Source organism: Bacillus vallismortis, assembly GCF_004116955.1.
In the GTDB taxonomy this organism is placed as follows: Bacteria; Bacillota; Bacilli; order Bacillales; family Bacillaceae; genus Bacillus; species Bacillus vallismortis.
Map to the genome: position 1 here is coordinate 2,948,609 of NZ_CP026362.1, position 19,137 is coordinate 2,967,745.

Annotated in this window: 21 protein-coding genes, 2 pseudogenes and 1 riboswitch; of the genes and pseudogenes, 4 read left to right on the forward strand and 19 right to left on the reverse strand. The window is 36.6% G+C overall.

Annotated features, from left to right (window positions below):
- Positions 1-29 precede the first annotated feature (29 nt).
- The 8 genes and pseudogenes from BV11031_RS15565 to BV11031_RS15600 form a co-directional block, all read right to left on the reverse strand.
- A pseudogene (locus BV11031_RS15565) lies at positions 30-1,194 on the reverse strand (MBL fold metallo-hydrolase).
- On the reverse strand, positions 1,160-1,729 hold the full coding sequence (locus BV11031_RS15570; protein WP_010331184.1) for a sulfurtransferase TusA family protein: 570 nt from the start codon (positions 1,727-1,729) through the stop codon (positions 1,160-1,162). The pseudogene BV11031_RS15565 and the gene BV11031_RS15570 overlap by 35 nt, the downstream one beginning before the upstream one ends.
- 69 nt (positions 1,730-1,798) lie before the next feature.
- A complete protein-coding gene (locus tag BV11031_RS15575; protein WP_010331185.1) occupies positions 1,799-2,176 on the reverse strand; it encodes a rhodanese-like domain-containing protein in 378 nt (125 codons plus the stop codon).
- A 24-nt stretch (positions 2,177-2,200) separates the two neighbouring features.
- Positions 2,201-2,683 (reverse strand): DsrE/DsrF/DrsH-like family protein, encoded by a 483-nt coding sequence (locus tag BV11031_RS15580; protein ID WP_010331186.1) that lies wholly within the window; start codon positions 2,681-2,683, stop codon positions 2,201-2,203.
- 150 nt (positions 2,684-2,833) lie between these two features.
- The gene (locus BV11031_RS15585) at positions 2,834-3,094 is read right to left on the reverse strand and encodes a metal-sensitive transcriptional regulator (RefSeq protein ID WP_010331187.1); all 261 of its coding nucleotides are present in this window, start codon (positions 3,092-3,094) and stop codon (positions 2,834-2,836) included.
- A gap of 19 nt (positions 3,095-3,113) precedes the next feature.
- Positions 3,114-3,431 carry a sulfurtransferase gene (locus BV11031_RS15590; RefSeq protein ID WP_082022783.1) on the reverse strand — a complete coding sequence of 106 codons (318 nt, stop codon included), beginning with the start codon at positions 3,429-3,431 and terminating at the stop codon, positions 3,114-3,116.
- Between the two features lie 226 nt (positions 3,432-3,657).
- The gene (locus BV11031_RS15595) at positions 3,658-4,077 is read right to left on the reverse strand and encodes a universal stress protein (protein WP_010331189.1); all 420 of its coding nucleotides are present in this window, start codon (positions 4,075-4,077) and stop codon (positions 3,658-3,660) included.
- A gap of 17 nt (positions 4,078-4,094) precedes the next feature.
- Positions 4,095-5,561, reverse strand: a complete 1,467-nt coding sequence (locus tag BV11031_RS15600) for a SulP family inorganic anion transporter (protein WP_010331190.1) — start codon at positions 5,559-5,561, stop codon at positions 4,095-4,097.
- A gap of 218 nt (positions 5,562-5,779) precedes the next feature.
- Between BV11031_RS15600 and BV11031_RS15605 the strand changes: the two genes are divergently transcribed.
- A complete protein-coding gene (locus BV11031_RS15605) occupies positions 5,780-6,340 on the forward strand; it encodes a recombinase family protein (RefSeq protein WP_010331191.1) in 561 nt (186 codons plus the stop codon).
- A gap of 155 nt (positions 6,341-6,495) precedes the next feature.
- Here the strand turns inward: BV11031_RS15605 and BV11031_RS15610 are convergent, their stop codons facing one another.
- Complete coding sequence (locus BV11031_RS15610) at positions 6,496-7,050, reverse strand: cupin domain-containing protein (protein WP_026014576.1); 555 nt, start codon at positions 7,048-7,050, stop codon at positions 6,496-6,498.
- A 283-nt stretch (positions 7,051-7,333) separates the two neighbouring features.
- Positions 7,334-7,711, reverse strand: a complete 378-nt coding sequence (locus BV11031_RS15615) for a hypothetical protein (protein ID WP_010331193.1) — start codon at positions 7,709-7,711, stop codon at positions 7,334-7,336.
- A gap of 543 nt (positions 7,712-8,254) precedes the next feature.
- On the opposite strand from BV11031_RS15615, the gene BV11031_RS15620 reads away from it, so the two are divergent.
- Positions 8,255-8,716: a CarD family transcriptional regulator gene (locus tag BV11031_RS15620; RefSeq protein ID WP_026014577.1), complete on the forward strand. Its 462-nt coding sequence runs from the start codon at positions 8,255-8,257 to the stop codon at positions 8,714-8,716.
- Positions 8,717-9,396: 680 nt separating this feature from the next.
- Here the strand turns inward: BV11031_RS15620 and cspC are convergent.
- On the reverse strand, positions 9,397-9,597 hold the full coding sequence (gene cspC / locus BV11031_RS15625) for a cold shock protein CspC (protein ID WP_010331195.1): 201 nt from the start codon (positions 9,595-9,597) through the stop codon (positions 9,397-9,399).
- Between the two features lie 119 nt (positions 9,598-9,716).
- On the reverse strand, positions 9,717-10,094 hold the full coding sequence (locus BV11031_RS15630; RefSeq protein ID WP_010331196.1) for a hypothetical protein: 378 nt from the start codon (positions 10,092-10,094) through the stop codon (positions 9,717-9,719).
- A gap of 84 nt (positions 10,095-10,178) precedes the next feature.
- On the opposite strand from BV11031_RS15630, the gene desA reads away from it, so the two are divergent.
- Positions 10,179-11,207 (forward strand): Delta(5) desaturase DesA, encoded by a 1,029-nt coding sequence (gene desA / locus BV11031_RS15635; protein ID WP_010331197.1) that lies wholly within the window; start codon positions 10,179-10,181, stop codon positions 11,205-11,207.
- 493 nt (positions 11,208-11,700) lie between these two features.
- Here desA and BV11031_RS15640 read toward each other — a convergent pair whose 3' ends face one another.
- A complete protein-coding gene (locus BV11031_RS15640; protein WP_010331198.1) occupies positions 11,701-12,111 on the reverse strand; it encodes an Lrp/AsnC family transcriptional regulator in 411 nt (136 codons plus the stop codon).
- A 218-nt stretch (positions 12,112-12,329) separates the two neighbouring features.
- Here BV11031_RS15640 and BV11031_RS15645 point away from each other — a divergent pair, with 218 nt between their 5' ends.
- The gene (locus BV11031_RS15645; RefSeq protein WP_010331199.1) at positions 12,330-13,091 is read left to right on the forward strand and encodes an MBL fold metallo-hydrolase; all 762 of its coding nucleotides are present in this window, start codon (positions 12,330-12,332) and stop codon (positions 13,089-13,091) included.
- Positions 13,092-14,270: 1,179 nt separating this feature from the next.
- Here the strand turns inward: BV11031_RS15645 and BV11031_RS15655 are convergent.
- From BV11031_RS15655 to BV11031_RS22980, 6 genes and pseudogenes are all read right to left on the reverse strand, one after another.
- A complete protein-coding gene (locus BV11031_RS15655; protein WP_129550788.1) occupies positions 14,271-15,509 on the reverse strand; it encodes an HAD-IIA family hydrolase in 1,239 nt (412 codons plus the stop codon).
- Positions 15,510-15,517: 8 nt separating this feature from the next.
- Positions 15,518-16,336 (reverse strand): bifunctional hydroxymethylpyrimidine kinase/phosphomethylpyrimidine kinase, encoded by an 819-nt coding sequence (thiD, locus tag BV11031_RS15660; protein ID WP_010331201.1) that lies wholly within the window; start codon positions 16,334-16,336, stop codon positions 15,518-15,520.
- A 1-nt stretch (position 16,337) separates the two neighbouring features.
- Positions 16,338-17,108 (reverse strand): class I SAM-dependent methyltransferase, encoded by a 771-nt coding sequence (locus tag BV11031_RS15665; RefSeq protein ID WP_010331202.1) that lies wholly within the window; start codon positions 17,106-17,108, stop codon positions 16,338-16,340.
- Entirely contained in the window at positions 17,108-18,115 is a 1,008-nt protein-coding gene (locus BV11031_RS15670) for a thymidylate synthase (RefSeq protein WP_010331203.1), read from the reverse strand. The genes BV11031_RS15665 and BV11031_RS15670 overlap by 1 nt, the downstream gene beginning before the upstream one ends.
- Entirely contained in the window at positions 18,115-18,576 is a 462-nt protein-coding gene (locus BV11031_RS15675; protein WP_026014579.1) for a nucleoside 2-deoxyribosyltransferase, read from the reverse strand. The genes BV11031_RS15670 and BV11031_RS15675 overlap by 1 nt, the downstream gene beginning before the upstream one ends.
- A gap of 76 nt (positions 18,577-18,652) precedes the next feature.
- Positions 18,653-18,756: riboswitch (TPP riboswitch) on the reverse strand.
- A gap of 252 nt (positions 18,757-19,008) precedes the next feature.
- A pseudogene (locus tag BV11031_RS22980) lies at positions 19,009-19,104 on the reverse strand (lipoprotein); the annotation flags it as partial.
- Between the last annotated feature and the right edge of the window lie 33 nt (positions 19,105-19,137).

Sequence of the window (19,137 nt, forward strand, 5' to 3'; positions counted from 1 at the left end):
CATCTCTCCCTTTTTAATAAAAACTTGTGTTACCGAATTGCACAGCGGTTTGGACCGATCTCCATCTCACGCTGTTTTTCTTCATCCGGGCTGATTTTCCCCATGTTTGTTTCACGAATTTCTTGGTATGCATTTGGTTGCGGAGGCAAATGATCTGTTACCAGGTGTCTAAATTCTGTTTCATCCGCAATGTTCAACCCATGGTTCTCGGCAAATAATGTACTTAGTTTTTTAGCCACACTGCCATCCTCATTTAGCTCATCAATGATCATAAAGTGTGCCGGTAATACGATTAAATCCTTTGGTAGCGCTTTGTAACGGCTATAAAGAGTTTTTCTTAAATCTCCTACCCAATCTTCTGCCCTACCGGCTAAGTCTGGTCTGCCAATTGAATCGATAAATAAGATATCACCTGAGAGAAGATACTGATCATCGACAATGAAAGAAGTGGAGCCAATGGTATGCCCCGGAGAAAAAATCGGTTGAATTTTAATCTTTGTATTTCCAATGATAATATCATTTCCTTCTTCCAACGGCTGATAATCGAATACCACTTCTTCAGCATCCTTCGGCGGTAACCAGTAGGTTGCTTTTGTTTTTTCGGCAATTGCTCTGCCGCCTGAAATATGGTCTGCGTGAAGGTGTGTATCAAATACGTGTGTAATCGCCGCACCCTTCTCTTTCGCAAAGTCTATAAAAATATCTGCCATACGTGTCGCATCAATCATCGCTGCTTCGCCATTGGAAATGACCATGTATGACAGGCAGCCTTTTCCGATTCGAACAAACTGATACATTTCACCGCCATCTTTTAAATCCCCGACTTTTACCGGTTCTAGATGCTCGCTCCACGCTTTCATTCCGCCTTTAAGATACGATACTGAAAGACCGGCTTCGGAAAGCATGTCGGATACCATGACGGATGAACCTTCTTTTGCGCATACGACTAGCACTTCTTTATCTGAAGGAATGGTATCTAAAATATCTTCTACACCATCTAAAAGATCGAAATACGGAACATTCAAATGGTCAACATCGTGACCTTCAATCTTCCAATCGCTAAAATCATTTTCATTACGAACATCCAGAATAAATAAAGGTTCTTTGTTAAAGATTTTTTGTGTCACTTCTTTTGCGGTAAGTGCCTGTACGGTCATGTTTACCTCCCTCCCTTTTCTGTTTTACCTGTCCAATCACGCATACCGGGGACGACGTTGATTACCTTTTTAAAACCTTGTTTTTTCATTGTTTGGGCTGCCATTTCGCTCCTTCTTCCCGAATGGCATATGATGTGAATTTCATCATTTTTATTTAACTCGCTAGAGCGTGCTTCCACTTCACCAAGAGGGATATGCACTACACCGGGGATATGAGCTTCTTCATACTCCTCTGCCTCGCGGACATCTAAAATGTGAAGCGGCTCTTCACTTTCTACTTTCTGTTTGAAAGTTTCTAATGAAATGTCCGGAATGGACGATGCGTTTTCTGATGCAGGCTCGCCTCCTCTACGAAGAAAATGGCGAAATAAATCTCCCTCTGTTTCAGTACCTAGATATTGATGACCTGTGCTTTTGGCCCATGCTTGCAAATCTGCCGTAAAGCCTTTGTCTGTTGCTTGAATTTCTAATACTTCACCAGCTTTTAAATCCTTCATTTTCTTCTTCGTTTTGACGATAGGCATCGGACATGCTAAACCTTTAGCATCTAATACAACATTTGCTTGTATCATGTTATTTCCTCCTTTTATCTAATAGGGGTAGGGGTATATGATCCGTCAAAAAAAGAGATCTTCTTCCTTTCACCGATATTCATGCCATGCATTCATGCCGCCTTTTACATTTGTAACACTTTTAAATCCTTGTTTTTTCAATATCTTACTCGCCTTCATACTTCTCATACCGCTTTGGCAAATAACGAAAATCTCCCTGTCATTCGAAAGTTGATTTGTTTGTTGAGGCAGTATTGACAAGGGAATATTCTTAAAACCTTCTATATGCTTCGTACGAAACTCAAAAGGTGTTCTAACATCTATAAACTGTTTCCCTTTACTTTTCAGCTCTGATTTTAAAACTGTCGTTGTTATTTGTTTCACACCTTTTACTGGTGAAACATTCCGAATCACTATCCATAGAAACAACAAAAAGAGTATGGTATAGATCATGACACTGCTATCCATCGGATTCGATTCACCCCTCTTCAATTAAATAAATAAGTTCACAGTGCCTTCTTCAGCATCAGCTAAATAAGCTGCTACGCCAGCATAGTCGATATCATCTAATAGTTCTTGTTCCTGCAAACCGAGCAGATCCATTGTCATCGTACAAGCTACGAGCTTTACACCTTGTTCTTGAGCCATCTCAATTAGCTGAGGCAATGTTAATGCATTATGCTTTTTCATCACATTTTTGATCATTTTAGGACCCATACCTGCAAAGTTCATTTTAGATAAGCCCATCTTATCAGCGCCTCGAGGCATCATCTTTCCAAACATGTTTTCAAGAAATCCTTTTTTCACAGGAACCAGCTCTTCTTTACGTAAAGCGTTTAATCCCCAAAACGTATGGAAGATGGTCACTTCATGATCATAGGCGGCTGCACCATTTGCAATAATGTAAGCAGCCATCGCTTTATCATAATCCCCGCTGAATAATACAATCGTTGTGCGTTTTGTTTGTTCTGTCATGTTTATCCTCCTAACCTCAGATTACCCCCATGGGTATATAGAAACTTAAAATTTTTTGATGGCGAATGCTATCATTCAAATACCTATAGGGGTATATTATAACGCATATAAAAATCCGTCAACCTTAAAAAGGATAGGTTGATGAATTTTTTATCGGCTCTTTACCAGTAAGTCGACCGCTTCTTTTACTAAGTTGGATGTGTCTTCGCCCTGATCCAAGCTTTCACGAATACAATGCTCAAGATTTGTGCCAACAATAACACCTAATGCTCTATCAATCGCATTACGTGAGGCTGCCAATTGAGTCACAACTTCTCTGCAGTCTTTCCCTTGCTCCATCATCGTCAATACACCTTTAATTTGCCCTTCTATCCTGCGTAAGCGATTTTTAACCTTTTGATCATACTCCATGTCGTTGAAATCCTTTCTTTCATGAATTTCTGCATTTACAAGTTGCCAATTCATAACTGTTCACATAAATGCCTTTGCGCTTTAAAAAACGCACTCCTAAATGTAATTCTACCCTATCACGAGCTATTATGTGTATTTTATCACGCGGAATCTCTAAATAAAAACGTTTTAGATACGCATATGGAATGTTTAAAATAAAATCATCTGAAAAATTGGCTGCATCGTTATAATGACGAATATCTAATATGGTCATGTCTAGCACTTCCAATTCATCTTTATTAATACACAAAATACCTCTCACAGGATAATAACGTCTATACATGGCATAGATCAATATGAAAATAAGCAGAAATGCGACAACCAAGTAAAAAATTGATCCGCACCACCTTTACTATCTTCTTATTTATGCATCAACAATATACAATACCTACCGGGGTATAAAGTCAAGTATGTAAAACGGAGCGCTGTGTCACACTGTAAATAAAACCGCTATCACTTATACTCAGCTAAATGAAACACAAAAAAAACAAGCTGATTTTTTTAAAATCAGCTTGTTTTATCCATCACTTTACAATCAGCACAGGACAATTCACTCGTTTAGCCACTTTATGGCTTACACTGCCCAGCACCATCTCCTGTAAAGTGTTCAAGCCCCTGCTTCCTACTATGAGCATATCAAATTGATTTTCATTTGCATAAGCAACAATGGCCGGTCCTGGTTCTCCGTGTTTCATTATTACATCATGCTGAACGCCAGCTTGCTCAAATTTTTCTAAAATTGGCTCTAATTTTTTATGCCTTTCCATTTCTAACTCTGCAGAACTCGCGGTATGAAGCACTTCGGTTTTCGCTTTTGCATAATCTTTAACAAAAATGATTTCCACTCTTGCATTAGGCACCAGTTTCGCTATACGAATTGCATGTTCTGCTGATCGAATGGAGTGATCTGATCCATCAGCTGCCAACAAAATATTTTGATACATACCCCTTCACCTTCCCCTTAGTGGCTTGACGGCTGTGCATTAGGATGATTATAGGTAGCCAGCGTTTCAATCAAATGTCGGCTTGACTCGTTTAAGCCAACTAATGTAACATCTGCATGATTCTCTTTGAATTTCAAGACAACCTTATCCACTGCGGCGACACCAGAATCATCCCAAATATGCGCCTCTGAAAAGTTCATCACAACACGCTCTTTTACATCGACATATGAAAATGAATTCACAAAATCTTGAACAGAGGCAAAGAACACCTGGCCCTTAATGTCATAAACAGCCTCTGTCTCAGAAACAGAAGACAAATCCACCTTTACTCGTGAAATTTTAGAAGCGAAGAAAATAGCACTTAACAGGACGCCTACGATGACCCCAATGGATAAGTTATCTGTTGCCACTACTGTAATGACTGTGACAACCATGACAACCGAGTCAGTGAATGGAACTTTTTTAAGCGTCCGGATTGAAGACCAATCGAATGTTCCAATTGAAACCATAATCATAACGCCAACCAATGCAGGCATAGGAACTTGAACAACCCATTCACCTAAAACAAGTATTAAAAACATGAGGAACATGCCAGCCGTAAAGGTTGAAAGTCTCCCTCTCCCTCCAGATTTTACGTTAATAACAGATTGACCGATCATGGCACACCCTGCCATACCGCCGAAACATCCGGCAACGATATTGGCAATCCCCTGCCCTCGGCTTTCCCGGTTTTTATTACTATCTGTGTCAGTCATGTCATCAACAATGGAAGACGTCAGCAGCGACTCAAGCAGGCCAACGACAGCAAGCGCAATAGAGGTCGGGAAGATTATGGACAACGTCTCAAAGTTGAATGGAACATCAGGAATCAAAAAGCTTGGCAAGGCTTGTTTGATCGTTCCTAAGTCACCAACTGTTTGAACATTGAAGTGCCCCCAAATAGAAACGACAGTAAGAAATACAATTGCGATTAATGGGCTTGGAACAGCTTTTGTCATAAACGGGAACAAATAAATAATGGCCAATGTTATGCCGACAAACACATATGTCAGACTGGATATTCCAACAAAATGAGGAACTTGCGCCATAAAAATTAAAATGGCCAGCGCATTAACAAAACCTACCATAACCGATCGAGGTACAAATTTCATTAATCGCGCCACTTTCAGAACCCCAAATATGATTTGGATGATACCCGTCAGGATCGTAGCAGCAAACAGATACTGTAATCCGTAATCCTTCACGAGCGTTCCCATTAACAACGCCATAGCCCCTGTAGCCGCAGAAATCATCCCAGGCCTTCCGCCCGCAAAAGAAATCACCACCGCAATACAAAATGAGGCATACAATCCCACCATCGGGTCAACACCTGCAATAATAGAAAAACCAATGGCTTCAGGTATTAATGCCAAAGCAACGACTATCCCGGCTAATAAGTCCCCTCTTATATTTGAGAACCACTCCATATTTAATTTTTTTAACATAAAATACAGTACACCTCTTTATGATTATTTTTTGTTGACTTCTAACTCTCATAGAAGCCAGGGCCGTTTGCAACTATTTAGAATGTAACAAACAAGAATTCAAATGTCTACAATTTTTTGTTCCAAAATAGATCTTTTTTGGAACTGACTGCGAATTCTGCGCTATCCACCTTATTTTGTTATAATGAAATATACAACATTCATCAGGAGTTGATGATTTGATTTTTGGATATGCACGTCCGTTTAGTCAAGATCGGGATGTAACACAACAGATAACTGCACTTAAAGGGTTCAACTGTGAAAAAATATATATTGAACAAACGAATTCAGCAAAAAACAGACCAGAATTTGAGTCATTATGCAACAGTTTAAATGCCGGAGATACTGTAATCATTTATAAGTTATACAGCATTGCGGACTCTACAAAAAACCTAATTCATATCATTGATTTTTTCAAAACGAAACAAATCCACTTTATTTCAATATTAGACAAAGTAGACACCACAAAGAAAAACGGTTCCATATTCTTCGATTTTTTAGAAAGAGTCAGTGAATTTCAATTTGACATGATTAGTGAAAACACAAAGATTGGAATTCAAGAGGCCAAATTAAAGGGGAAAAACACAGGACGTCCGAGGAAACCAGACCATAATGTCCGGCGCGCGATGGAGATGTACCAAAGCAAAACGTATACCATTCAGCAAATTACCAAAGAGACAGGCATCAGTAAAACAACACTGTACCGTTATTTAGATAATTGGAATGATTTTGATTCATAATAAACACGAATAAAAAACATACCGCTATTTTGGTATGTTTTTTATTCGTGTTTCATTCCCTCTCAAAAATGATCCACATAAACAAACACCGGAAATGGTTTGCGTTAAAACCGAAAAAGATAAATGTTGGATTTGAAACAGTCTCATTAACCCGCTCAAATTTTGTATGAACTGTGCTCCTTTTCCGCAGCTTCTGCATCTGCTTTGGTCACATGAACCGTGCCAAATGGATGGTTAGGCGGGGCATAAATGGAGTATAGTTTTAGCGGCGTATTGCCTGTATTGATCAGATTGTGCCATGTGCCGGCGGGTATGACGATGGCTGAATCATCATAGACATTTCGCTGAAAGTTTACCTGATCTTTGCTTTTGCCCATTTTAACGATGCCGCGGCCTTGCTCAATCCGCAAAAATTGATCGAGGTTAGAATGCATTTCCAAACCGATATCTTCTCCAATATCTAGACTCATGACAGTAACTTGCAGGTGCGCACCTGTCCATAGCGCGGTACGGAACGTATTGTTTTGTTTTGTCGCTTTGTTAATATTCATAACAAATGGTTTAGGCCCATAATCTGTCAAGTGAAGATTTTGTCCTGCATTTACATGCTTACTTTTATTTGGATTCATCCAATAAACCGATCTTCCGTCACAGCACCTTGGTGCATACACAGCATAAGGATATTGCTGAATAACAGGTATATAGTACATGTTTCGATCCCCACATTTTTTAGTTTTATGATATTACCCTATGCATGTGAGGCGGGAATGTGCCACTGCATAACTTCTTTATGGATGGCCGGTGGTTCGTTCACGAGTGCAAATGATTCATCAAAAAACACCATAAAAAAATCGGTTTCATGGTGTTTATGGTGTCATTTATTCAACTATTAGAGTAAGTAGCTTCCTCCCCATATTTCTGCTAGATTAAGTGTCCAACTGTCACTGTAAAAACAAGAAGCACCTTCATTAGCCGCTTCTTTCACGTACAAAATTATAGTTTAGCCTCTTTATTTTTACCAATGAATAAAGTTCCTACAACACTAGCTATACTAACTAACGTTCCGGCAATAGCAACAAGAATTGTCAAGAAGCCACTGGGAATGAAAAAGCCAATTGGGATTAGCCCTATAAAAGTGAAAACGATAAAGCATTGGTATACTCCAGATATGATTCTTACAATAAAATTGCCGAAAAAGGACATGACTAATGGAGGGATAAATAAACATACAACAATCCCCATTGATATCATGAGAATAATAGGCTCATCAAATGAAATGACATGCTCTCCAGGTGAATTTTTAGCAGCCACTAGCATGACAACTATTGACATCATTAACGTAAACAACACCAGAAAAAACCTTTTCAACATTGTTATAACTCCTTTTTTATGTGTGCCAAAATTGTATATCTATTTTTAAAATTTTTCCATAATCATCTTATGTGATTGAATGAAGAATATGCAGTTAAATCAAAGCTGCCACAACCATTATTTATCATTAAGATTGAACAAATATCGACTGTGCTCACCATGTAAATAGTTGCTTATCAGCTTAACCACAATGCAGTATACCTCATCTTTTCTAGTTGAGAGGATAAAATTAACTTTCTCCTTTTTTTACAAATTATTATACTACAACCTTTATCTAACAGCATCGAAATTAAGTAATTTTGTACTCTAACTACCCCATTTAATCACTCATTTTCAAATAAAAACTGATTTATTTTAATTAATCAGGATTCGGAATATACACGGATCCATTAGGGAAGACGACAAGTTCCCCATTGTCCTTAATCTGTTTTTCTAAAAAAATATTGACACTAAAAATACGTCCATGTTATTATTAAATGTTTGCTTAAAAACTAAGTAAATGGTAACATTAAGAAGGTTAGCATTTATTTGGAGGTGGATGATATGTTTCAAATTGGCGATAACATTGTTTATCCAATGCACGGAGCAGGTATAATTGAAGCCATAGAAGAAAAAGAATTCTTAGAGGAAAAACAACAGTATTATGTCATAAAAATGTCAATCAGTAATATGACAGTGATGATTCCCAAGCGTAAAATATTGAGTTCAGGCATACGACCGGTTACTGATATACTTGCATTAAAACACATTATACACATTTTTCAGCATGGAGAATCAGATAGGTTACTGCCCTGGAAACAAAGGTATCAAGTAAACACGAACAAAATAAAAACGGGTGAAATACTAGAAGGCGCTGAAGTTGTACGTGATTTAATGCGTATGAAGAAAGAAAAAGCACTTAATACAAGCGAAAAAAAAATGCTGGATCATGCTCATGAATTTTTGATTAGTGAACTGAAATTAATGAAAGGAATCACTGAAAACCAAATAAAAAGTTTCTGTTAAGATGCATTTCACATACCCCCTGGATTTTTCATGAATTTTATGATTAAAGTAAATCTTTTTAAACGTTCAACTTCTTCAACTTACTCTCTTTTGTTATTTCTACAATCTATCCCTTTTTTATTATTTACTTTTTTTCTACAAACATTTGAAGTGAAAATCGAAATAATCACTTGTTTTTTTATCTGACTCACACTGGCACGGACAAGGAGCCGTAAGGATGAAAGAGAGGCAGGGCTTTCATTGTTTGAGGTATAACTTAGTGATTATTTCAGAAAAAATCAATTCATTTCCCCTCAATCTATAAGCAAATAGTTTTCATAAAAGAGATATACGAGTGGGTATCATCTAAATATATGGTCAACAATAAAATTAACATCTTAGATAAAAAAGAAACAATTAAACGGAGTGAAGATCTGAGTTTATCTGGACTTGAGATTATGAAGCCTTGGCTTAAATTAAGAGAAATATCGAAAAGAAAGTAATAAATGTATATACATGCCGCATATTGTCAGTCCGCTATGCTATACTGTAACCAAACCTTTGAAGCTTTAAATCTTTTTCTATTACCTTTTAACATCTCCCTGCTCGAACATTGAGCAGGGTATTTTATTGCTTATTATACAGAGAACATAAAAAAACAGGCCTTATAGAAAGGGCCTGTTTTTTTAAACGATTAAAGATTAAGCTTTTTGAACGTTAGCAGCTTGAGCTCCACGAGCACCTTGCTCAACGTCAAACGTTACTTTTTGACCTTCGTCAAGAGATTTGAATCCTTCGCTTTGGATAGCGGAGAAGTGTACGAATACATCGTCTCCGTTCTCACGTTCGATGAAGCCAAAACCTTTTTCTGCATTAAACCATTTTACTGTACCTTGTTCCATTATTGTTGCCTCCTAGTGTGTTACCACACAATATATACTATCCTTGCCCATAGTATCCTCAAGACGAAAAGTCAATATTCATACTATCCTTTACACCGAACAAAAATAATTCTTCTTTATCATAACACGAAACGGAAATCATTCCAAATTAATATTTTCGTTTTATTCATTATTATTTTTTCCATGTGTGGATTCCAGTGCAGAAGCGGTAAACAAAAGCAAAAAATGCAAATCATTCTGCATCGATTTTTATAACATGACACTTCAAAATCAATCCAAATTTTCTCTAATATTTCCTCAAACAAATCAATGTTCACAGGCTCAATAAACCCATTCCCATAGGGAGCAGGGAAAGAGTTTGGCCAGATAAAGAGCTGGGTATATTCTTCATATCCCTTTTGTATCCCGGCTGGCTCTGCCAATAAAGATGTAACTGAACTGGAAATCATTTTATGATTGCCAATAATTTCATAAATAATTGGGAAAGATACCTTCATATATGGTGCATCGCGCCGGGACTTCAAAGGCAATAAACGTTTACTTTACTCAGAAGATCATCCGGGAAGGAGAACCTTTAAAACATGAATGAACAAAACCTAAGGACGTTGAGAAAACTGGTTACACCTTATGAAAAGTCTGATTTACAGAAAAGTATTTTTCAAATCATGAACACATTGGCACCATTTTTTCTATTATGGTGTTTGGCATATAAAAGTTTGTCGATTTCTTATTTCCTTACATTAGCTTTTTCTGTCATTGCTGCAGGTTTTTTAGTGAGAACCTTCATCATCTTTCATGATTGCTGCCACTATTCCTTTTTTAAGAACAGAAAGGCGAATCGAATTCTTGGAACAATTACAGGAATTCTGACTCTGCATCCTTTTGATCATTGGGCACACGACCATTCTGTCCATCATGCGACAAGCAGCAACCTGGACAAACGCGGCACAGGCGATATTTGGGTACTCACCGTTGAAGAATATAAGGAAGCCTCAAGAAAGACAAAAATCATGTACCGTTTGTACAGAAACCCGTTTGTTATGTTTGTGATTGGGCCGCTTTACGTCTTCGGGATTACCAATCGTTTTAATCGGAAAGGGGCAAAACGCAAAGAACGGATGAATACGTATGTAACGAACTTGGGGATCGCCGCTTTGGCAGCACTTTTATGCTGGGCTATTGGCTGGCAAAACTTCCTCCTGGTTCAAACGCCCATTTTTCTGATATCGGGATCTCTAGGCATTTGGATGTTTTATATTCAGCATACGTTTGAGGATTCTTATTTTGAAGAAGATGAGCATTGGGAATATGTAAAAGCAGCAGTTGAAGGAAGCTCTTATTATAAGCTTCCAAAAGTCATGCAATGGCTTACAGGCAATATCGGTTTCCATCATGTTCACCATCTAAGCCCGAGAGTCCCAAACTATAAGCTTGAAAAAGCGCATAACAACGCTGAACCATTGCAAAACGTTCCGACCATTACACTGGCAACAAGCCTTAAGTCGTTAAAGTTCCGCCTATGGGATGAAGAAAGCAAAAAATTTGTCGGTTTTAGCCACTTAAAAAAAGCTTCTAAAAGCCAGGTATCACCGCAGCTAGAAACGGATTAAACAAACTCCCCATCATCAATGATAACTGGCAACGTATCTTACAGAATGAAAGTGCAGACTCGCACAACTGTATTGTGCAGAGGTCAGCACTTTTTTCGTGTTGATACAGTAATTCGGTGTATTTGTTGCCGTATTTTCCGCACAAAAAATCATACCAAGGTGGTTAAACGCTTGATATGATTGGAATGTGGCCGAGAGACTTGAACCTCCACGGGTTATTCACCCGTGAGGTCTAAACGTAGTAAATATTGAATATGAAAGCTTGTTTTCATTATACTCCTTATATTTATTTGCCATCATTTCTATACTACGTTCACTACATCAATTATGTTAAAAAATGGTGAGTCGAAACAATGTCCTTACTTTTCATCTATATTGATTAAGAATTTTAATTTCTTCATTGTAAAGTATAGTAGTGCTTTTTATTGCTCAACAGTTAAACCATGTCTTTGTGCCAAGTCCGTTAGAATAGCAAACACCCTAAAGATACCTTTTATTTGTTAATCAAAATTGTTAATTTATAATTTACATGCTTGTTTAATTCCGTTAAAAACTGATCTAGCATTTCATTATTCGGAAATCTGCATTCAAGAAGATAACAGCCATCCCCGCTAATTTTATAATTATTGACTACATATTTCTCTTGTGTTTCTATAAATTTTAAATATGGAGTATGATATGTGCTTTTTGTATAGATATTCAGCATGGCATGTATGTTACATCCCAATTTTTTTTGGTTAACTCTAATTGTATATCCCTCAATAACACCGTTGTCTTCTAACTTGGCAACTCTAGAAGCAGTTGCTTGCCCTGTCAAATGAACTTTTTCTCCTAATTGTTTCATTGAAATACGGCTATTTTTTGATAGCTCTTCCAAAATTCTTATATCAGTATGATCTAACATATAAATTATTCCTTTCATTAATTTTATCGTGCTTATAAAATCCCCTCAAAAAAGTCATTATTTTTTAATTCGTTTCTCTGATTTTCTAACAGTTCATACAAAATAAAATACATACTTTCAAAAATCAAGTCAATCGACAGAAAGACTTGATTTGTTCCATGTATTTATTCAGCGGCAGTATGTAAACTATACACATATCAAAAAAAGGAGTGTTACACATGAACATACAACAAATTCGTAATGCCACACTTGTTGTCAAATATGCAGGCAAAAAGTTTTTAATAGATCCTATGTTAGCTGAGAAAGGTGTTTATCCTCCTTTCCCAAATGCGCCAAGACAAGATCAAAACAACCCTTTGATTGAACTGCCAACATCTGTTGATAATATTATTAAAGGTATTGATGCTGTTATTGTTACTCATTTACATTACGACCATTGGGATGAGGCTGCTAAAGAGTTGTTGCCAAAAGATATCAAATTGTTCTCCCAAAACGAAGAAGATGCAACAGAAATACGAAATGCCGGATTCAATAATGTCGAAGTTTTAACAAAAGATACAGCCTTTGAAGGCATTCAATTGATTAAAACAAAAGGCGAACACGGAAGAGGAGAAATTTTAAAACTTGCAGGCCTTGTTTGCGGTGTTGCCTTCAAACACCAAAGCGAGAAAACGTTATATGTAACCGGAGATACAGTTTGGTATGAAGCCATTCAGGAAGAGATTAATACACATCAACCAGAAATTATTGTCGTAAATGGCGGAGATAATCAATTCTACGAAGGTGGTTCTCTCATCATGGGTAAAGAAGATATCTATGAAACGTATAAGGCTGCTCCAAAAGCAAAAATTATTGTAAGCCACATGGAAGCAGTAAACCATTGGGGATTATCAAAAGAAGAACTAAAATCCTTTATTAATGAAAAAGGAATTGCTTCTCATGTTTTAGTGCCTGAAAATGGTGAATCATACTCTTTTTAATCTAAAACATCAGACTGAGCTAAAGATATGAAGATCGTATGAAGATCGTATGAAGATCAACAATAAGTTCTAGACTTTCTAAAAGGATGAGTAAGACAATTCTATAAGTATCAGTCAGCTTGGTGCCATCTACAGATTGTCAAAGTCCCTTCGAATACAAATCCCAGTTTTTCTGGGATAGCATGACTTTTAAGGTTTATTGATTCACACCCTATTTCAATTCTTCTAAATTTTAAATTGTTAAACCACAGTCAGTAAATTTCATAACTTCTTCTGTCCATATATCCCTTCCCACTACATTTAGAATTTATCCAGTACCCAATGGTTCTGCAAAAACAACAATTGATGTTTACGGACTCCCATATCCAAACAAACAGAAGGATATGCTGATAAATAAGATGACTTTCTTTAGGTAAGTGGAAAGTTTGTGGACAGTAGAACATATAAAAATGAACACAAAAAAATACCAAGGTCGTCAAAACCCTTGGTATTTTTGATGCGGTCGAGAGGATGAACCTCCACGGGTTATTCACCCACTAGGCCCTCAATAAAGTGAAACTGTGCTTTCTGTTACAAACCCTTTATATATCAGTGTTTATTCATTTTGATTATGTTGGTTTACAATGAATTACTCATATTGTGGAGTGAAAATGGAGTTTTTTCATCACCAGAAAGTTACATGACATGTCATTGGTGTCAGGTCTTTTAAAATAGCTGAAATAAAGAGAAAGAAAGCTTTTACATTCTCAGTTCTTTAAATCTTGTATATTTAATTGATTATCGTGGCTTTAAGAGTTTCAAGAATTTTTCGTATAGTACTTTACCAACATCGTATACGATTTTTTCTTGTATTTGTATCCAAATAGGGGTTGCTTCTTTATTTGTTATTCCTAACGCCCCCAATTCGACATGCCAGTCTTTTTTCATTTTGCAATTCTTTGTTTTTCAGATCCTATATCGCAAGTGTGAAGGCTCATTCCATTTCTATGTTTACATAAAGTTACTTTCATTTTGTGTACAAAATAATCACTGATACTTCATCAAGGATAAATCTGTAGGGATGAAAAATAAAAAAGATACCAATTTAATCATTGGCATCTTCTCTATTTGATTCCCTTCACACTTGTTTGCATACCTCATCGGATACTTCATCTTACTAATTGAAAATATAAAGTCAATTTAACGAATAAAAGCAAGGTTTTTCTGTGCTAAAGCATCTTCCAACCACCTAGGATGCATTGGCAATAGAGTATCTGGTAACTCGTGAATATTAAAATACCTAATTTCTAAGGCCTCCTCTGTCTTTTTTTTCAATGTCCCTCCAATCACTTCACATTGAAAACAGTTGGTAATAAAGTGACTGACTCTTCCGTCAGGGTAAATAAATGTCTGTGAGCTTGGATCTGAATAAACTCCTATCATTTTAGAAACTTTAACAGTTAATCCGGTTTCCTCTTTTATTTCTCTTATTATCGCTTGTTCAACTGATTCACCAGGTTCCACATGTCCTGAAGGGATGCCCCATAGACCATTATCAGCACGCTTCATTAATAAAACCGAACTTGATTCTTTGATTATTATTCCAGCGACTCCAGCTTTCACTTGTTCTGTCCATTGATAATCTGGTTTCTCACGTACTTCTATCATAACTTCACTATCGAACAAATACTTCAAATTGCGTATCACAACATCTGGATTTCTAAAGTCATGTTCTACAGGAAATAAAGTATTTTGATCAGAAACTAAGATAGAAGGTATACCCATTCGGTTCGCTCCAATAATATCTGTCTCAGGTGTATCTCCAATCATGACGCATCTTTCTCTGTCTTCAAAGGACTCAAGTACTTTTTCAAATATTGAAGACTCCGGCTTTCCAATGATGATGGGCTCTTTATCTGCTCCCGTTTTAACAGCCTCAACTATGGCACCTGTAGCTGGAGCTGGTCCTTTAGCGGTGGGAAATGTTTTATCCCCATTTGTAGCAATAAATGAAGCCCCACTGCGGATGAGATTTACCGCCTTATGTATATCTTGAAAAGTAATATTGTGATCCCATCCAATGACAACAGCTTCTGCTAGGTCTTCTTCAAGATCAATACCAGCTTTTCGAATCTCGCTTTTAAGTTCATCATTTCCTAATATATATGCTCTCTTTATTCCAGCCTTAACAAGGTAATCAGCTGTTGCCCACCCCGAAGTAATCACTTCATCAATACTTGCTGAAATACCAAGCTTATGAAGCCTTTTAACAATCGTTTCTCTTGTAACACAGGGATCATTCGTTAAAAAACGAATGGATTTCTTTTCTTCACGGAGGCGTTTTAAAGAAGAAACAGCTTCTGGTAAAGCTTTGTCTCCTATATAAATAACTCCGTCTAAGTCGAATAAAAATACATCATATTCCTTATAGATCATCATAACACTCCTTAAGTAGCTGTCGTGGGGTTAATGATTGAGCGATACGCGAAATGATTTGTAGGCCCTTGTCCCTTCCCAATCCCTATAGGATGTTTAATGGCTGCTGAGATAAATTCTTTTCCAGTTGCTACTGATTCTGGTATACTGTGTTGCTTTGCTAGCTCTGCAGTGATGACAGCAGAAAAAGTACAGCCTGTCCCATGGGTATGTTTTGTATCAAAGCGAGGGGAAACAAACTCCTCGAAGGCCTCATCAAAATACATAATATCACGAGCTTCTCCGTTCATATGCCCCCCTTTTACGACAGCACTCTTTGCCCCGTATACTTCCACAATTTCTTTAGCAGCATCGCGCATCTGCTGTACAGTTTTAATTGATTTGCCGATGATTACTTCTGCTTCTGGAATATTTGGTGTAATAACAGTTGTTTGAGGTATTAATAATTTTTTCAAATGATTAACGGCATCCTTATGAAGCAGATGATGACCGCTTTTAGCAACCATAACTGGGTCCATCACATACGATTGGATTTTAGCCGCTTTTAATTTTTCAGCTATCAGTTCTATAATATCCACGCTTGCAAGCATACCAGTTTTTACAGCATCTGGTTTTATATCTCCGATGACACAGTCTATTTGCTGAGATATATTATTCAGAGATACCTCCTCAAAACTCTTCACACCAAGTGTGTTTTGAGCAACAACTGATGTAATAACAGCCATTCCAAATACTTGCTGCTCCTGGAAGGTTTTTAAGTCTGCATGAATTCCCGCTCCCCCGGTTGGATCTGTTCCAGCAATCGAAAGTGCTTTATAGATATCCGTCAACTCATACTCCTCCTAAGGTAGGTTTCACTGCTTCAAAAATGATAAAAGGTGGGTATTCCTTTTCACTTTTCCAATTATTAAATTTAAATTTTTGTTCGATGGCCTTTAACTGCTCTCCGTCAATATCGTTTAACGTTGGTTCCAGTAATGTTACACTTTCAAAGCCTACATTAGATAAAAGTTTATAGTACATTGACTTCGGCCAATGAAAGTCATTTAAAATTAAATCTTCTTGTTCAGGAACATGAAGCCACTCATTTCTTTCTTCTCCATAAGAATACTCTTTCCCCGGTATTCCGTTGCGAAAGGTTGAAAATTCTTTTCCAGTTGAGTCAGGGTTTGTATCCAGTATAACAAAAGAAGCACCTGGTTTTAACACACGAAAAATTTCACCCATAATTCTTTTGATACGTTGATCACTATCTGTATTAATAAAGACGTAACAGGCCATAGCAGCATCAACTGAATGATCTGGTAAGAAGGAAAGGTTATCATGTTCAATTAAATGATAGTCGACATGTGAATGTTTTCTTTTTTTCTTTGCTATATCCAACATCTTACTTGATTCATCTACTGCGATTACATTGCAATCTATTCTGTCAGCTAACCTATATGCTACCTTACCGGGTCCACAGCCAAAATCGAGCACCTTTTTAATATCCGCTTTATCAAATTTACGAAAAACATACTCAAAACCTAATGTTTGTTCTAAAACGTCGTTATAAGCATCGAATTTACCAGCAACACTGTCTTCTTTCCAAGAAGTTTTCATTAAATTTCCTCCTTTTGTTTAGTTGAAAAGTAATTAAACCACTTATTTTTAACAAAAAACTGATAAGTAGGAAGTAAGCTTTGAAATAATGAATGATCCATATCTCGCTTATAAGCAATATGCTGATATATACTAAAAAGTAAGAGAATTTGTTCCCAATATTCAGGTAAATCTAAAGTTTCAATATCCTGCCTTGACATTGAAATTTGATCTTTTCTAAGCAAAGACTCATATTTTAAAACTGTTTCAATAAAAGGCCAATTATTCCCGGTAGGCATTTTAGGAAATTCAAAAGCCGAGGTATCATTATGAGTTTTAGCTTCCTCAAGTACTGTTTTTGCCCATTCGTTGTCGGACTCATAGATATGAATGGAACCAACATTATGGAAATATTCTCCGACTTCTAAATGAAGTTCTCTAGCCATTAATTCTTGCATAAATGTAAAAGAGAAAAGATCACTAATCATTCCTCGAAATGCATCATTTGCACGCATTATGGAAGACATGTATAACTTGTTTTCTCTTATGAAAAATTGCAAACCTATTGTACAAGAAACATCAATATTGCCAGAAACGAAGAGTTCCGAGGCATCGAATATTTGAATAAATGCCCTTTTTGAATCAATGTCTTCCTGTGTCAAAAGATTTTTTATTCTATTCCATTGATTTAGTTTTGCGTTTCCAAATTCAAATATTTTAGGTCCATACGCAGTACCTGTTAATGTTTTTTTATTCATTGAATATAAAGGCATTTTTTTATTGTAATAACTAATAAAATCTAAGTTGTTACTCCCCGATAAATACCATAAAACTTCAGCAAAATTAAACACGATATTTGTTTTTCTAGAGGGTAAGTAAGTGACACGTTCTATTGGATTTTCAAGGGTCAGATGATAGTTCAATTTTTCTTTGCTATTTTGTCCACGCGGTGAATTTAAAAATTCAGGGTAATAATAGATGTCATATAGGGTTTCCATATATGCTTCATGAAAAGTTTTCTTTCTCATTAAGATTCCACCTTGTATTCCATAAGGATACTTTTAATCTTCTCTAATAAATCATCAGTACCTTTAAAATTAATGTATTCAACATCAGCTACTACGCTTAACCCTTGAATTAAGAATGCGTAATCCCTCTCATTTTCTAGTAATAACACTATCTTTTTTTTCAAGGCAGAAGCCCATCCTATTTCTATATGCGTTCCAGGAGAAGCCGGTGAGCCAGGAAAAGCTACAAAAAGATCGCAAGAGCGTATTTCATCAAAATCAATTTTAGTGCATTGTTGGGGTGTCATGAAATCTTTCCCCCATCCTTCTCGCTTGTGAGCATTATGAACTAACCATCCTTCATTTTCAAAAAAAGAAATTAATGACTCTAACTTCTCCCTTTCATGTAAACTCATCAATCCAGTATTCACATCTACTAAACTTTTAAAAGGTCCTGCTAAAAAAACTTTTTTAGTTGTCACTTTAATATCCCCTTTCAAAATAAATAAAGCCACTTTCATATGGAAAGTGGCTTAAATATAGATAAGATAAAAAATCTCTCTATTTTTTTCACTTCCCTACGTTGGTGTTAACCAAATCAGGTTCAAAGGGTCAGGACTTGTGTCTCTTCTCAGCTTCTAAAAGCTCCCCCAGTGTATAAAATATAAATATTTACTTTCATCCTAAACTATTCCATATCTTTAGTCAAACAATGATTGATAAGCCTTGAACCCTGCGTATCAACCGACAAAAGTTTTTCGAAAAGTTACTACGCCTTGCATTTGATGGCAATTCATGGAGCTTAAAAAAAAAGCACAAAAATACCTTATTTTCTAGTGTGTTTAAAAAATGTCCTGAACATCGCAAATTGTAAAAGGAATCCAACAATAAAAAAAGAGAAGTAAACACACGTTTTACTCCTTTAACTTTGTCTCTTCACCTTTTGCTTCTTCATAGTCTGGTGTTTTCTTTGATAAGCCCAGTCGATCATTTTCGCCATTAATTGGCATACCACCCACCTATTGGCACTCAGCGCCAACTTT

Bases quoted from the DNA above. Each gene is read 5' to 3' on its own strand.
- BV11031_RS15615 (WP_010331193.1), bottom strand. From the start codon at position 7,711: ATGTTGAAAAGGTTTTTTCTGGTGTTGTTTACGTTAATGATGTCAATA.
- BV11031_RS15645 (WP_010331199.1), top strand. From the start codon at position 12,330: ATGAACATACAACAAATTCGTAATGCCACACTTGTTGTCAAATATGCA.
- BV11031_RS15575 (WP_010331185.1), bottom strand. From the start codon at position 2,176: ATGGATAGCAGTGTCATGATCTATACCATACTCTTTTTGTTGTTTCTA.
- BV11031_RS15610 (WP_026014576.1), bottom strand. From the start codon at position 7,050: ATGTACTATATACCTGTTATTCAGCAATATCCTTATGCTGTGTATGCA.
- BV11031_RS15595 (WP_010331189.1), bottom strand. From the start codon at position 4,077: ATGTATCAAAATATTTTGTTGGCAGCTGATGGATCAGATCACTCCATT.
- BV11031_RS15630 (WP_010331196.1), bottom strand. From the start codon at position 10,094: ATGAAGGTATCTTTCCCAATTATTTATGAAATTATTGGCAATCATAAA.
- BV11031_RS15600 (WP_010331190.1), bottom strand. From the start codon at position 5,561: ATGTTAAAAAAATTAAATATGGAGTGGTTCTCAAATATAAGAGGGGAC.
- BV11031_RS15580 (WP_010331186.1), bottom strand. From the start codon at position 2,683: ATGACAGAACAAACAAAACGCACAACGATTGTATTATTCAGCGGGGAT.
- desA (WP_010331197.1), top strand. From the start codon at position 10,179: ATGAATGAACAAAACCTAAGGACGTTGAGAAAACTGGTTACACCTTAT.
- BV11031_RS15670 (WP_010331203.1), bottom strand. From the start codon at position 18,115: ATGAGAAAGAAAACTTTTCATGAAGCATATATGGAAACCCTATATGAC.
- BV11031_RS15585 (WP_010331187.1), bottom strand. From the start codon at position 3,094: ATGGAGTATGATCAAAAGGTTAAAAATCGCTTACGCAGGATAGAAGGG.
- BV11031_RS15665 (WP_010331202.1), bottom strand. From the start codon at position 17,108: ATGAAAACTTCTTGGAAAGAAGACAGTGTTGCTGGTAAATTCGATGCT.
- BV11031_RS15655 (WP_129550788.1), bottom strand. From the start codon at position 15,509: ATGATGATCTATAAGGAATATGATGTATTTTTATTCGACTTAGACGGA.
- BV11031_RS15570 (WP_010331184.1), bottom strand. From the start codon at position 1,729: ATGATACAAGCAAATGTTGTATTAGATGCTAAAGGTTTAGCATGTCCG.
- BV11031_RS15620 (WP_026014577.1), top strand. From the start codon at position 8,255: ATGTTTCAAATTGGCGATAACATTGTTTATCCAATGCACGGAGCAGGT.
- BV11031_RS15640 (WP_010331198.1), bottom strand. From the start codon at position 12,111: ATGTTAGATCATACTGATATAAGAATTTTGGAAGAGCTATCAAAAAAT.
- cspC (WP_010331195.1), bottom strand. From the start codon at position 9,597: ATGGAACAAGGTACAGTAAAATGGTTTAATGCAGAAAAAGGTTTTGGC.